Source organism: Streptomyces coerulescens (assembly GCF_042657965.1).
Lineage (GTDB): Bacteria > Actinomycetota > Actinomycetes > Streptomycetales > Streptomycetaceae > Streptomyces > Streptomyces coerulescens.
Window position 1 is genome coordinate 278,714 of the sequence record NZ_JBHSKM010000007.1, and the last position, 14,539, is coordinate 293,252.

Annotated in this window: 12 protein-coding genes; 7 read left to right on the forward strand and 5 right to left on the reverse strand. The window is 69.8% G+C overall.

Translation table 11 applies throughout. From position 1 onward, the window contains the following. Positions 1–108 precede the first annotated feature (108 nt). From ACFPQ9_RS13145 to ACFPQ9_RS13155, 3 genes are all read right to left on the reverse strand, one after another. On the reverse strand, positions 109–1,404 hold the full coding sequence (locus tag ACFPQ9_RS13145; RefSeq protein WP_380852386.1) for an MFS transporter: 1,296 nt from the start codon (positions 1,402–1,404) through the stop codon (positions 109–111). Positions 1,405–1,509: 105 nt separating this feature from the next. Continuing rightward, positions 1,510–2,064 carry a methylated-DNA--[protein]-cysteine S-methyltransferase gene (locus ACFPQ9_RS13150; RefSeq protein WP_380851724.1) on the reverse strand — a complete coding sequence of 185 codons (555 nt, stop codon included), beginning with the start codon at positions 2,062–2,064 and terminating at the stop codon, positions 1,510–1,512. A 56-nt stretch (positions 2,065–2,120) separates the two neighbouring features. Beyond that, positions 2,121–2,990, reverse strand: coding sequence for a glycerophosphodiester phosphodiesterase (locus tag ACFPQ9_RS13155; protein ID WP_380851727.1), 870 nt, complete (start codon positions 2,988–2,990; stop codon positions 2,121–2,123). A 278-nt stretch (positions 2,991–3,268) separates the two neighbouring features. Between ACFPQ9_RS13155 and ACFPQ9_RS13160 the strand changes: the two genes are divergently transcribed. The 7 genes from ACFPQ9_RS13160 to ACFPQ9_RS13190 all read left to right on the forward strand — a co-directional run bounded on the left by ACFPQ9_RS13160 (position 3,269) and on the right by ACFPQ9_RS13190 (position 12,028). Beyond that, entirely contained in the window at positions 3,269–4,135 is an 867-nt protein-coding gene (locus tag ACFPQ9_RS13160; protein WP_380851730.1) for an MHYT domain-containing protein, read from the forward strand. A gap of 39 nt (positions 4,136–4,174) precedes the next feature. Continuing rightward, a complete protein-coding gene (gene uvrB / locus ACFPQ9_RS13165) occupies positions 4,175–6,322 on the forward strand; it encodes an excinuclease ABC subunit UvrB (protein ID WP_380851733.1) in 2,148 nt (715 codons plus the stop codon). Between the two features lie 154 nt (positions 6,323–6,476). Next, positions 6,477–7,055 (forward strand): TerD family protein, encoded by a 579-nt coding sequence (locus ACFPQ9_RS13170; protein ID WP_380851736.1) that lies wholly within the window; start codon positions 6,477–6,479, stop codon positions 7,053–7,055. Positions 7,056–7,119: 64 nt separating this feature from the next. Continuing rightward, positions 7,120–9,141: a TerD family protein gene (locus tag ACFPQ9_RS13175; protein WP_380851739.1), complete on the forward strand. Its 2,022-nt coding sequence runs from the start codon at positions 7,120–7,122 to the stop codon at positions 9,139–9,141. A gap of 225 nt (positions 9,142–9,366) precedes the next feature. Continuing rightward, positions 9,367–10,368 (forward strand): TerC family protein, encoded by a 1,002-nt coding sequence (locus ACFPQ9_RS13180; protein WP_380851742.1) that lies wholly within the window; start codon positions 9,367–9,369, stop codon positions 10,366–10,368. Between the two features lie 141 nt (positions 10,369–10,509). Continuing rightward, positions 10,510–10,812: a hypothetical protein gene (locus ACFPQ9_RS13185; RefSeq protein WP_380851745.1), complete on the forward strand. Its 303-nt coding sequence runs from the start codon at positions 10,510–10,512 to the stop codon at positions 10,810–10,812. Positions 10,813–10,927: 115 nt separating this feature from the next. Continuing rightward, positions 10,928–12,028: a calcium:cation antiporter gene (locus tag ACFPQ9_RS13190; protein WP_380851748.1), complete on the forward strand. Its 1,101-nt coding sequence runs from the start codon at positions 10,928–10,930 to the stop codon at positions 12,026–12,028. A 23-nt stretch (positions 12,029–12,051) separates the two neighbouring features. On the opposite strand, the gene ACFPQ9_RS13195 is transcribed toward ACFPQ9_RS13190, so the two are convergent. After that, positions 12,052–13,326: an MFS transporter gene (locus tag ACFPQ9_RS13195; protein WP_380851750.1), complete on the reverse strand. Its 1,275-nt coding sequence runs from the start codon at positions 13,324–13,326 to the stop codon at positions 12,052–12,054. A 98-nt stretch (positions 13,327–13,424) separates the two neighbouring features. Continuing rightward, positions 13,425–14,471: a S66 family peptidase gene (locus ACFPQ9_RS13200; protein ID WP_380851753.1), complete on the reverse strand. Its 1,047-nt coding sequence runs from the start codon at positions 14,469–14,471 to the stop codon at positions 13,425–13,427. Positions 14,472–14,539 lie beyond the last annotated feature (68 nt).

Here is a 14,539-nt window from a genome sequence, read left to right on the forward strand (position 1 = left end):
CGGCTGTGCGCACGGCGGAGTCTGCTACCGGCGCCCCCTTCCGGCCACCCTTCGCGCGGCTACCGGAGACCACGGCCTCCGGCTTCCCCGGCGGAGCGGGACGTAACGTCAGTCGGCCGCCGGAACGTCCTGCGCCCGCCTGACCCGCGTGAACAGCGCCAACGCCGCCAGCGGGAGCAGCAGGCACGCGGCGGTGAGGTTCAGCCAGCCGTAGCTCGCCTTGGCGACCACGAGCCCGGCGACCGCTCCGCCGACGCCGGCGGACGCGTTCATGATGAGGTCGGACAGGCCCTGCGCGGCGGCCCGCGCGGGCTGCGGCACCGAGTCCGTGAGCAGCGCGGAACCGGAGACCAGTCCCGCCGACCAGCCGAGACCCAGCACGAACAGACCGACGGCCGTCTGCCCGTGACTGCCGCCCGCCGTACCGGCGAGGAACACCGCACCCGCCAGCAGCCCGACGGCGAGTCCGATCCCGGACAACCGCCCCAGCCGGTCCGACAACCGCCCCATCAGCGGTGCGAACGCGTACATGCCCGCGATGTGCCCGCTGATCACCAGCCCGATCAGATCGATCCCGGCGCCGTGGTGAGCCAGGTCGACCGGGGTCATCGACATCACCGACACCATCGCCGTGTGCGCCACGGCGACCGTCACCACCGCGAGCCGGGCCCGCGGCGAAGCGGCCACGGCGGCCATCCCGGCGCGCAGCGAACGGGCCGCGGGCGACCCTTCCTCGGCCGGCGCCAGCGCACGCGCCGTCAGCAGCGGGTCCGGCCGCAGCAGCACGGCCACCACGAGCGCCGATATCAGGAAGATCCCGGCCGCCCACAGGAACGGCCCCGCGGTCGCCGGTATCCCGAGGCCCGTGACACTGCGACCGGCGGGCGAGGCTATGTTCGGGCCGAGCACGGCCCCGATGGTGGTCGCCCACACGACGAGCGAGATCGCCCGCGCCCGATGCTGCGGCTCGGCCAGATCCGCGGCGGCAAAGCGCGCCTGCAGGTTCGCCGACGACGCCGCTCCGAACGCGGCCATCCCGCACAGCAGCAGCGGAAAGCTCCCGAGGCGGGCCGCGACCACCGTGACGCCGGCGCCCACAGCCCCGATGAGATAGGCCAGGACCAGCCCGGGACGGCGCCCGCGCGCCGTCATCAGCGCGGCCAGCGGCATCGAAAGCACCGCGGTACCGGCGACGGTGGCGGTGGGCGCGAGCCCGGACAGCGACTCGGTGCCGCTGACCTCCTTGGCCAGCACGGCGGCGAGTGCGATGCCGGTGGCGACGCCGAGCCCGCCCAGGATCTGTGTCGTGATCAGTACGGCCGAGATACGGCGCCGCAGGGCCGGCAGCCGGTCGGCCGGGACCGACACGACGACCTGCCGCTCGACGGCCGTCACGCCGCGCATCCGTACGTGGCCGTGCATCCGTACATGTGGGTGAAAGGTGTCGTCACAGGCGCAGTCTTCCCCCTCTTCTCCCGCCTGCCCACCCCGCGAAAATTCGGGGAGCCCTCAGAACAGGGGCTCCGGCAGTACCCCTTCCAACGCGAGCAGCTTCCGCTTGGTCTCCAGACCGCCCCCGAAGCCGCCGATGCCGCCGTCGCTCTCCACGACCCGGTGACAGGGCACGACGACCGGCAGCGGGTTGGCGCCCATCGCCATGCCCACGGCCTGGGCCGCACCCGGCTGCCCGACCCGCCCGGCCAGATCGCCGTACCCGACGACCGTGCCGTACGGGACGCCGGACGCCAGCTCGCGCAGCACCTGCCGGTTGAAGCCGGAGATCAGCGACCAGTCCAGCGGCAGCTCGAAGTCCCGCCGCGCACCCGCGAAGTACTGCTCCATCTGGCGTATCGCCTCGGCCAGCAGCGGGGAGTCGGGCGCCTCGACCGGCTCGGTGCCCAGCCGGGAGGCCAGGCGGTCGAGCATCGTCTCGCGCACCTTCTGCGTGGCGTGGAAGACGACGCTGACCAGGCCTTCGCCGGTCGCGGCAAGCATCAGCGGACCGATGTCGGTGCCGACGACGGCCCACACGACCTGCTGCTCGTACTGCCCATGGCTGTCCATGCGCCCACCGTACGACCCACCACTGACAACGCCCCGGGAGCGGGCGCCTGCGGTCCTCACTCGGTGGGAAAGGCGTCCCGCACCACGTCGGGGGTGTTCGTGATGATGCCGTCGACGCCGTACCCGGCGACCAGTCGGGCGGTGCTCGCGTCGTTCACGGTCCAGGTGAAGACCTCCAGCGGCCTGCCGTGCGCCCCCTCGATCGCGTGGACGGACGCGACGTAGCTCGTGGAGATGGAGCCGTAGGAGGGGTTGATCTGGTCGGTGAAGGCCGCGTAACGACCCAGGTCGGCTACGGCCGGTGTCCCCAGCAGACCGGTCTTCACACCGGGGTTCAGCTCGTGGACGGTCCGCACGCTGTCGGCGCTGAAGCTCTGCACGATCAGCCGGCCATCCAGGTGCGGCCCGTCGAGCCACCCCTCGTTGTCCAGGACCTTGAGGGTCTGCTGCTCGATGCCCGGGTACAGTTCCGGGTTCTTGATCTCCAGCAGCAGTTCCTGGTGGTGCAGCTCCACACGGTCCACGAACTGCTTCAGGGTCGGCACGCGTGCGTCGGCGTACGCGGGGTCGAACCAGCTGCCGGCGTCCAGCCGGGCGATCTCGGCGGCCGTGAAGTCCTTCACCTTCCAGGGCGCGCGGTCGGGGAAGACCTCCTCCACGTCCGTGGTCCTCCTGAGGTTGTCGTCGTGGACGACGACCAGCTCGCCGTCCTTGGTGCGCTGGACGTCGTTCTCGACCCAGTCGACGCCCAGCTCGGCGGCCTTGTCGACGGCGTCCAGCGTGTTCTCGGGGGCATAGGCGGAGGCTCCCCGGTGGGCGATGACCGTGGGCCGGTCCGAGCCGGCCCGGGCGTCGGGGGCGGGGACGAGCAGAGCGGCGGTTCCCAGGAGTGCGGTAGCCGTGGCGGCTACAGCGCGCGCGTGCATGCGTACTCCTCGCGTCGGACGGTCACGAACAGCTCAACTGTGACAGCAGAGGGTCAACGGCGGAGGAGTACAGAATGACCACAGATTGAATGGAGTTGCCTGTGTCCGCTCACCCGTGCGGCACAACTGGGGCAAGGCCGTGTTTCTTTGCCGGAAAATCGTTCGACCATTCCGGTGGGGGTTACCCTCTGCCTCAACCCTGACCGCTCGGGCGGTCCTGGGAGGGGGGCGCATTTCACGGAGTTCCGGGACGTAAATGGGCGGAAGGGCAGCCGCGTATGCAGGGCACGATCGACGGATTCAGCTACGGACTCGTCACACCTCTGGTGGCTTACCTCATGGCCTGCCTCGGCGGTGCGCTCGGCCTTCGCTGCACCACCAGATCGATGCTCGTCTCACGCTCCTGGCGCCCCGGCTGGCTCGCCCTGGGATCGGCGGCCATCGGCTCCGGCATATGGACGATGCACTTCGTCGCGATGATGGGGTTCACCGTCAAGGAGACACCGATCCACTACGACAAGGCCATGACGTTCGCGAGCCTCGCTGTCGCCATCGTCATGGTCGGTGTCGGGATCTTCATAGTCGGCTACCGGGGCGCCCGCGGCGCGGCCCTGTTCACCGGCGGCACCATCACCGGCCTCGGCATAGCGTCGATGCACTACCTCGGCATGGCCGGCATGCGGCTCGACGGCAAGCTCGAATACAACACGTTCACCGTGGCCGTCTCCGTCGTCATAGCCATGGGAGCGGCCACCGCCGCCCTGTGGGCGGCCGGGCAGGTCAGAGGGCTCCTGTGGAGCGTGGGCGCGAGCCTCGTCATGGGCCTGGCCGTCAGCGGGATGCACTACACGGGCATGGCCGCCCTCGACGTCCATCTCCACGGCACGGGAGCGGCCGCCACCGGTGACTCGCCCGCCGCCCTGCTGGCCCCGATGCTGGTCGGCCCGCTCGCCTTTCTGGTCCTGGCAGGCGTCGTCGTGCTTTACGACCCGAAGATGATCATGGGTAGGCCGGCCGGTGCCCCTGTGGAGCACAAGCCGGGCGTCCCGGCCCACCCCACCGTCCCGCACCAGGCCCGCCGCCCCGCACTGCGGACCCGCCGCACCACCGGAAGCCGAGGCCCCAGGACCCCGCAGAACCACTGATCGGACCGCGTTGTCAGTGGGGGGTCGTACGGTGGATCCATGCGGCCCGTTTCCAGCATCGAACGCACGGTGGCGCCCTTCGAGGTCGTCAGCCCCTACCAGCCCAACGGCGACCAGCCGACGGCCATCGCCGAGCTCGCCCGGCGCATCGAAGCCGGTGAGAAGGATGTCGTCCTGCTCGGCGCGACCGGCACAGGCAAGTCCGCGACCACCGCGTGGATGATCGAGAAGCTCCAGCGGCCCACCCTGGTGATGGCGCCGAACAAGACGCTGGCCGCCCAGCTGGCGAACGAGTTCCGCGAGCTCCTGCCGAACAACGCCGTCGAATACTTCGTCTCGTACTACGACTACTACCAGCCCGAGGCCTACGTCCCGCAGTCGGACACCTACATCGAGAAGGACTCCTCGATCAACGAGGAGGTCGAGCGCCTGCGTCACTCCGCGACGAACTCGCTGCTCACCCGCCGTGACGTCGTCGTGGTCGCCTCGGTCTCGTGCATCTACGGCCTCGGTACGCCGCAGGAGTACGTGGACCGCATGGTCCCCCTGAAGGTCGGCGAGGAGATCGACCGGGACCAACTGCTGCGCCGTTTCGTGGACATCCAGTACACGCGCAACGACCTCGCCTTCACCCGCGGCACCTTCCGGGTGCGCGGCGACACCATCGAGATCTTCCCGGTCTACGAGGAGCTCGCCGTCCGTATCGAGATGTTCGGTGACGAGATCGAGGCCCTGTCCACGCTGCACCCGCTGACCGGCGAGATCATCAGCGACGACGAGCAGCTGTACGTGTTCCCGGCCTCCCACTACGTCGCGGGCCCCGAGCGCATGGAGCGGGCCGTCAACGACATCGAGAAGGAGCTCGGCGAGCGCCTCGCCGAACTGGAGAAGCAGGGCAAGCTCCTGGAGGCCCAGCGATTGCGGATGCGAACGACCTACGACCTGGAGATGCTCCGCCAGATCGGCTCCTGCTCCGGCGTCGAGAACTACTCGATGCACTTCGACGGCCGCTCGCCCGGATCCGCGCCGAACACCCTGCTGGACTACTTCCCCGAGGACTTCCTGCTCGTCATCGACGAGTCGCACGTGACGGTGCCGCAGATCGGGGCCATGTACGAGGGCGACGCCTCCCGCAAGCGCACCCTGGTCGACCACGGCTTCCGCCTGCCCTCCGCCCTCGACAACCGACCACTGAAGTGGGAGGAGTTCCAGGGGCGCATCGGGCAGACCGTCTACCTGTCGGCGACCCCCGGCAACTACGAGCTCTCCCGCTCGGACGGCCAGGTCGAGCAGATCATCCGCCCCACCGGCCTCGTCGACCCTGAGGTCGTCGTCAAGCCCACCGAGGGCCAGATCGACGACCTGGTGCACGAGATCCGCACGCGCGTCGAGAAGGACGAGCGCGTCCTGGTCACCACCCTCACCAAGAAGATGGCCGAGGACCTCACGGACTACTTCCTGGAGCTCGGCATCCAGGTGCGCTATCTGCACAGCGACGTCGACACCCTGCGCCGTGTCGAGCTGCTGAGAGAGCTGCGCGCCGGCGAGTTCGACGTCCTCGTCGGCATCAACCTGCTGCGCGAGGGCCTCGACCTGCCCGAGGTGTCCCTGGTGGCGATCCTCGACGCCGACAAGGAGGGCTTCCTGCGCTCCGGGACCTCCCTCATCCAGACCATCGGCCGTGCGGCGCGCAATGTCTCCGGCCAGGTCCACATGTACGCCGACAAGATCACCCCGGCGATGGAGAAGGCCATCGACGAGACCAACCGCCGCCGGGAGAAGCAGGTCGCGTACAACAAGGCGAACGGCATCGACCCCCAGCCGCTGCGCAAGAAGATCAACGACATCGTCGCCCAGATCGCCCGCGAGGACGTCGACACCGAGCAGCTGCTCGGCACGGGCTACCGCGCCAAGAAGGACGGCCGGGGCACCAAGGCCCCCGTGCCCTCCCTCGGCGACAAGGCGGCCAAGGGCGCGAAGACGGCCAAGTCCGCCAAGGGCAAGGCCAAGGAGACGGTGCCGACCGACCGGCCGGCGGCGGATCTCGCCGAGCAGATCGAGGAGTTGACGGAGCGTATGCGCGCCGCCGCCGCGGATCTGCAGTTCGAGATCGCGGCACGGCTGCGCGACGAGGTGTCCGAGATGAAGAAGGAACTGCGTCAGATGAAGGAGGCGGGACTGGCCTGACGGGACCCGTCCGCAGGCTTCCCGCACGCGCTGTGTTGCAAGACCGACACAAAGTGGGGACCGGGGTACGTCACTGTCAGTGCCCCTGCGTAGGGTTCTCGTCATCCGCGGACTCCGCGGCCAACAGGGGACAGTTCGAGAGGGGAATCAGCACGTGACCGTCAACATGACCAAGGGTCAGGCAATCAGTCTGCAGAAGAACGACGGAGGCAGCCTGACCGCGGTGCGCATGGGTCTCGGCTGGCAGGCGGCTCCCCGGCGCGGCCTGTTCGGCTCGCGTACGCGGGAGGTCGACCTCGACGCCTCGGCCGTTCTGTTCGCGGACAAGCAGCCGGTCGATGTCGTCTTCTTCCGCCACCTGGTGAGCGACGACGGCTCGGTGCGTCACACCGGTGACAACCTCGTCGGCGGTGTCGGCCAGGGCGGCGACGACGAGGCGATCCTCGTCGACCTCGCCCGCATCCCGGTCCACATCGACCAGATCGTCTTCACCGTGAACTCCTTCACGGGCCAGACCTTCCAGGAGGTGCAGAACGCGTTCTGCCGCCTGGTCGACGAGACCAACGGCCAGGAGCTCGCCCGCTACACCCTCGCGGGTGGCGGCGCCTACACGGCCCAGATCATGGCGAAGGTGCACCGCAACGGTCCGGGCTGGACGATGACGGCCCTCGGCACGCCGGCCAACGGCCGTACGTTCCAGGACCTGATGCCGGCGATCCTGCCGCACCTGTAGGACACACAAGGCGGCCCGGCGGGCGGCACACGACACGACAACTGACAAGCAGGGGGACGAAGGCATGACGGCCGAGCTGGTGCGGGGGCAGAACCACCCGCTCTCCCAGGCCCGTCTGGAGATCCGGGTCTCGGCCGGCGCTCCGATCGTGGCCGCCGCCACGCTCGGCGACGAGCAGGGCAGGATCCACGGCGTCGATTGGGTGGCCCACCCCGGCACCCCGACCCTGCCCGGCCTCGAGGTCTCCCGGCAGGCGGCCGCCGACCATCGCCTCGCGGTGGACCTGGACGCCATGCCGGAGGCCGTCCACCGTGTCAGTGTGCTGCTCGCCCTTCCGACGGGGGTCGGGGGTCCGACGCGCTTCGGCGCCGTCCCCACCCCGTTCGTCGCGGTCACCGGCCTCGACGGCGCCGAGGTCGCCAGCTACACCGTCGCCGGCCTGGAGTCCGAGTCCGCCGTCGTCGCCCTGGAGCTCTACCGCCGCCAGGGTGCCTGGAAGGTGCGCGCCATCGGCCAGGGGTACGCCGGCGGGCTCGCCGACCTCTTCAACGACCAGGGCCTGGCCCAGGCCCATCAGCTCGCCGGCAGCATCAACGAAGCGGTGGCCCAGGGCGTGGCCCGCTCGATCCCGGCGCCCCCGCCGCGTACGGACGGCGACCGTTCCCGGCAGACGGCCGCGCCCGCCATGGGACCGGACCAGTCGGGCCCGGCCCAGCAGGGCACCTCCGGTGCCACGGCACCGCAGCCGACGTCGCCCTACGGCACCCAGACGCCCGGCATGCCGGGCCAGTCCACGCCGCACCCGTCGTACCAGGGCGGAAACGGCGCGACCGACCCCGCCCAGCCGTCCGCCCCCACATCCGGCGGACCCATCGACTACAGCCACCCGCGTCGGCAGAACGCGGCTCCGCCGCCGCCCCCGCCGACCGCGCCCCCGGCACAGCCCGGACAGCCCGCGCAGCCCGTCGCGGGCGACGCCACCGGCTGGTCCATGGAGGAGCGGCTCTACAACCAGGTGTGGGGCATGTTCGAGGACCTGGCCCGCACGACCGCCGCCTATCGCAGCGCGGTCGACTTCGCCGAATCGCGCATGGAGAAGGAGCTCGACCAGGTCCTGTCGGACCCGCGCAGCCGGATCGGCGGACAGGGCGACGCCGCCCGGGACGCGGCCCAGGCCAAGCACGCGGAGCTCGTCAACCAGGCCAGGGCGACCCTCGACCGGGACCTCGCGCAGCTCACCGCGGAGTCCCAGGTCGTCGAACCGGCGCTGCCGCCCGCCTTCGCCCGCTGGGACAACCCGGTCTGGCACGGCTACCGAGTACCGATGGAGATCCCCATGGCCCTGCGCCTGGGCGAGCTCCACCTCCCCGAGAGCGCCGAGCTGCGCATCCCGATGCTGGTCCGGCTTCCGCTGGAGCGCGGCCTGTGGATCGACAGCGGACGCAGCGGATCGCTCGACGGCTCCTTCACCGACTCCCACGACCTGCGCCGCCTCGCGATGGAGACGGCGGTGGCACACGCGGCCCGGCTGCTCGCCGTCTATCCGGCGGGCGAGTTCACCGTGCACGTCATCGACCCGGCCGGTTCGGGCGCCCAGGCGCTGGCACCCCTGGTGCAGACCGGTGTGCTCGCGGCCCCGCCCGCTGTGGGCGCGGCCGGAGTCGCGGAGGTCCTCGCGCGGCTCACCCAGCGCGTTGATCTGGTGCAGATGGCGCTGCGCGGCGGTGCGCCCGACTCCCTGCCGCCCGGCTTCGACACCTCCCAGCAACTGCTGATCGTCAACGACTTCCCGCACGGCTTCGACGACCGGGCCGTGAACCAGTTGCGCTACCTCGCGGACGAGGGTCCCGCCGTCGGGGTCCACCTGATGATGGTCGCGGACCGCGAGGAGGCGGCCGCTTACGGCCCGCTGCTCGACCCGCTGTGGCGTGCGCTGCTGCGGCTGACCCCGGTGGCCGACGACCACCTCGCCGACCCGTGGGTCGGACATGCCTGGACCTACGAGCCCTCGCCCGTGCCGGCCGGCAGCCAGGTCCTCCAGCAGGTGCTCACACAGGTCGCGGCAGCCCGGGCCAAGCACTGGTAAAGGGCCTCTGACCAGCTAACTTGGTACTTCTTTTGCCAATCGCTTTACCTTTCCTTGGTGATTGGGGTACTGTTTGTCGCACGGAGGGGAGTACTCCCTGTCTGCTGCGACGTACCCGTCAATACGGATCCGGCCAGATCCCGGGGCGTCGGCCCATCGTGGGTGGAAGAGACCTCCGGCGCGCGACGACGCTGACATCTGCCGTTACGTACTGCCGGAGGCGCAGTGGAAGTTTCCACGACCCTGTGGGTCCTGACCATCGTGGGCCTTGCCGCCCTGATCGCGGTCGATTTCTTCATCGGCCGCAAACCGCACGACGTATCCATCAAGGAAGCCGGAATCTGGACGATCGTCTGGATCACCCTGGCGGGCCTCTTCGGGCTCGGCCTGCTGATCTTCGGCGGCGGACAGGCCGGCGGCGAGTTCTTCGCCGGCTTCATCACCGAGAAGTCACTGAGCGTCGACAACCTCTTCGTCTTCGTTCTGATCATGGCGAAGTTCGCCGTGCCGTCCCAGTACCAGCAGCGAGTGCTGCTGGTCGGTGTCCTCATCGCCCTGGTGCTGCGGGCCATCTTCATCGCCGCCGGTGCCGCGATCCTCGCCAGCTTCGCGTGGGTGTTCTACATCTTCGGCGCCTTCCTGATCTGGACCGCCTGGAAGCTCATCCAGGAGGCCCGGGCCGACGGCGACGACGAGGAGTTCGAGGAGAACAAGCTGCTGAAGGCGGCCGAGCGCAGGTTCGGTGTCGCCGACCGCTACCACGGCACCAAGCTGTGGATCCAGGAGAACGGCAAGCGGGTCATGACCCCGATGCTGGTCGTGATGCTCGCGATCGGCACGACGGACGTGCTCTTCGCCCTGGACTCCATCCCGGCGATCTTCGGCCTGACGCAGGACCCGTACATCGTGTTCACGGCCAACGCGTTCGCGCTGATGGGTCTGCGGCAGCTGTACTTCCTCATCGGCGGTCTGCTGAAGAAGCTGGTCCACCTCAGCTACGGCCTGTCGATCATCCTCGGCTTCATCGGCGTGAAGCTGGTACTGCACGCGCTGCACGAGTCCGGGGTCCATGTCCCCGAGATCAGCATTCCGGTCTCGCTCGGCGTGATCTGCTCGGTCCTGGTCGTCACCACGATCACCAGCCTGAGGGCCTCCAAGAAGCAGGCGGCGGCCGAGGCGGCGCAGGAGCGGAGCGATGGCGCTCCGAAGGACAGCATCGACGTCTGACCATGTCGGACGTAGGAAGAACCATCACCGGGGGTGGTGCTCGGCGAATTGCCGAGCACTGCTCCCGGTGCTTCTTTGGGTGCTGGATGTCCTCGCCGGGGGACACCACGGCCGGGGGTGGAGGCACCTGTGGACGCACCCATGAAGTTCGTACAGATCATCGACTTCGAGACCGAACGCATCGATGAGATGCGAGAGCTGGCCCGGGAGACGGAGCAGCGCCTGGCGGACCGCAGCGGCGGCCCCACGCGGCGGCTCGTCATCAAGGACAGGGCGCAGACCAACCGCTACCTCGTGGTGGTCGAGTTCGACTCCCACGAGGACGCGATGCGCAACAGTGACGACCCCGAGACGACCAAGTTCGCGGAGCAGATGGCCGCGCTGTGCACCAGGCCGCCGTCCTTCACGGACTGCGACGTACAGGAGATGACCGATTTCGCGTAGCGACACAAGAAACACAGCGGCCCCGCATCCCGAGGGTGCGGGGCCGCCTGACCACCGTCCCGACAACCACCCGGACCGGAATGCGAACCCCCAACCCCTCTGCGACGATCGCTCCATGATCGACAGGCTCAGGTCGCTCACGACGGGGTGGACGTACTTCGTCCCCGTGCTCGCGGTCGTCCTGCTGGCCTTCACCTGGGGCCGGGATCTGCCCGTCGCGGTCGTCGCGGTCGTGACGCTGGTCCTCGCGGGTTCCGTCCTGGCCGCGGTACACCACGCCGAAGTGGTCGCGCACCGCGTCGGTGAACCCTTCGGCTCACTCGTCCTCGCCGTCGCCGTCACGATCATCGAGGTCGCCCTGATCGTGACCCTGATGGCCGACGGCGGCGACAAGAGCTCCACCCTCGCCCGCGACACCGTCTTCGCGGCCGTGATGATCACGTGCAACGGCATCGTCGGCCTGTGTCTGCTCGTGGCCTCGCTGCGGCACCGTACGGCGGTCTTCAACCCGGAGGGCACCGGTGCCGCCCTGGCGACCGTCGCCACCCTGGCCACACTCAGCCTGGTGCTGCCCACGTTCACCACGAGCAAGCCCGGCCCGGAGTTCTCCTCGGTGCAGCTGACCTTCGCCGCGGTCTCGTCGCTGGTCCTGTACGGCCTCTTCGTGGCAACGCAGACCGTGCGGCACCGTGACTACTTCCTCCCCATCACCCGGCAGGGCGACGTGATCACCGGTGACGACCACGCCGAAGCGCCCTCCGTCCGCACGGCGTTGGTGAGTCTCGGGCTGCTCGGCCTGGCCCTCATCGGCGTGGTCGGCCTGGCCAAGGGGGTGTCGCCCACCATCGAGGACGGAGTGGCGGCCGCCGACCTGCCCCATGCCGTCGTCGGCGTGATCATCGCCCTGCTGGTGCTGCTCCCCGAGACGATCGCCGCGCTGCGCTCCGCCCGCCGTGACCGGGTGCAGACCAGTCTGAATCTCGCGCTCGGCTCGGCGATGGCCAGCATCGGACTGACCATCCCGGCGGTCGCCCTGGCCTCCGTCTGGCTCACGGGCCCACTGGTCCTCGGCCTCGGGGCCACGCACATGGTGCTGCTGGCCCTGACGGTGGTGGTGAGCTCGCTGACGGTCGTACCCGGGCGGGCGACGCCGCTCCAGGGCGGCGTCCACCTGGTGCTGTTCGCGGCGTACCTGGAGCTCGCGCTCAATCCGTGAGCGCGCCACGGCTGCGGAGCCCGTCACCCGGTGGCGGGCTCCGCAGCCGTGGCAGGCACCGGACGCGTCTCGGGCAGCAGTGCGAAACACCCCAGACTCAGCAGTGCGACCCCGGTCAGATAGGCCCCCACACCCCACGGCACCCGGCCGCCGCTCTGCTCGACCAGCGCTGTCGCCACGATCGGCGTGAGCGCGCCCCCGATGACACCACCGAGGTTGTAGCCCACCGCGGCACCCGTGCAGCGCACCCGGGGTTCGTACAGCTCCGGCAGATAGGCGGCGATCACCGCGAACATGGTGATGAAGGCGAGCATCGCCCCGAGGAAGCCCAGGAACATCAGCAGCGGCTGACCCGTGGCGAGCAACGCGACCAGCGGGAACATCCACAGAGCGGACGCCGCGCACCCGATGAGGCACAGGGGACGCCGTCCGTACCGGTCGCCGAGGATCGCCACCACCGGTGTCAGCGAGCCCTTCACCACCACCGCGCCCATGATGCAGGTGAGCATCACGCCACGGCTCACACCGAGCCGTTCGGTGGCGTAGGCGAGGGACCAGGTCGTCACGGCGTAGAAGATCGCGTACCCGATCGCGAGCGCTCCGGCCGTCAGCAGCACGAGCCGCCAGTGGCCGCGTACGACCTCGGTGAGCGGCACGCGCGCGTGGTCGTCGATCTCGAGGAACCGGGGACTCTCGGCGAGCGACGACCGCAGCCACAGCCCGACCAGCGCGAGCACTCCCGCCGCCCAGAACGGCACGCGCCAGCCCCACGAGGCGAACTGCGCGTCCGACAGCGTCGCCGACAGCCCCAGCACCACACCGTTGGCGAGCAGGAAGCCCAGCGCGGGCCCGACCTGCGGAAAGCTCGACCACAGACCGCGCCGGCCGGGCGGTGCGTGCTCGACGGTCAGCAGGACGGCCCCGCCCCACTCGCCGCCCAGCCCCAGCCCCTGGAGAAAGCGCAGCACGAGCAGCAGCAGGGGAGCGGCCACCCCGATGGACTCGTACGTCGGTACGCAGCCGACCGCGACCGTGGACGCGCCGGTCAGCAGCAGTGAGGCGACGAGGACCGGCCGGCGTCCGTGCCGGTCCCCGATGTGCCCGAACAGCACCGACCCCAGGGGACGTGCCACGAAGCCCACCCCGAACGTGGCGAAGGCGGCCAGGGTTCCCGCCACCGGCGAGAACGTCGGGAAGAACAGCGGCCCCAGGACGAGCGCCGCCGCGGTCCCGTAGACGAAGAAGTCGTAGAACTCGATGGCCGTCCCGGCGAGCGAGGCGACCGCGAGCCGCAGCATGGACGGGGGTCCCTTTACGGTGCGTACATCGTGCATGCTGCGTCAACTACCCACGGTGATCGCGGGTTACGGGGGCGTACGGGGGCGCTCGGCCCTCGTCAGTACGTGACGGTGATGCGCCGGGCGGGGCCGTCGACGCGGACGAAGCCGCCGTAGGGGATCACGAGTTGTGGATCGGTGTGGCCGAAGTCCACGTCGAAGACGATCGGTGTGTTGGGGGCATATACACGCATGGCTCGCAGCACGGCTTCGCGCTGCTCGGTGGCATAACGAGCGGCCTCCTCGGGGCCGTTGGGGCGCTCGAAGGACCAGGTCTTCGCCCGGCCCATCAGCAGTGCGGAGAAACGCTGGAGCAGCCCGCGCTCGCCCATGTTCCGTAGGGTCCAGAAGACCTCGCTCGCGCTCGGCATCTCCTCCGACGTCTCCAGCAACAGCACACCGCCGTCGTACTCCGAGAGGTCGCGCGCGATCTCCCGGTCGGCCATCAGCAGCCAGCCGACGATCTCCAGACAGCCGCCCCAGGTGCGGCCCTCCACCACCCGGTCGGCGTTCACCCAGGTCCATCCGTTGCCGGGCCTCGTCTCGGGCTCCGCGTCGAAAGTCGCGGGGTCGGCCCAGTCACGGTTGACGTCGTTCCAGCGCTCGGCGGGAGCGAGTTCGTACTCGCCGGAGGTGAACAGCGCGGCCCGCAGCGAGTCGGCGGTCCGCGGGTGCATCGCACCGGGGCGGCCCAGCTCGCACATCACGGTGGCGCCGTGATAGCCGACGATCCCCGTGTTGCGCAGGAACATCAGCAGGTTCGTGTTGTCGCTCATCCCGAAGAACGGCTTCGGGTTTGCTCGGATCAACTCACGGTCCAGCAGCGGCAGCACGGTGATCTGGTCGTCGCCGCCGATCGAGGCGATGACCGCCTTGATGTCCGGGTCGGCGAAGGCGGCGTGGATGTCGTCGGCCCGCTCCTGAGGCGTCGAGCCCATCTTGCGGGTCGCCGCGTACTCGACCGGTTCGAGCCCGTACTCCTTGCGCAGCCGCTCCAGGCCCAGTTCAAAGGGGCGCGGGAGGAGTCCGGGCAGGCCCGCGCCGGGCGAGATGACGGCGACGCGGTCGCCGGGGGACGGCTTGGGAGGGTACGAGAGAGTGGTCATGCCCGGAGGCTATGGCGAGTCACGTGGTCCACGCACCGTGATAAACCGGGTCTGAGCAGCGGTCATCG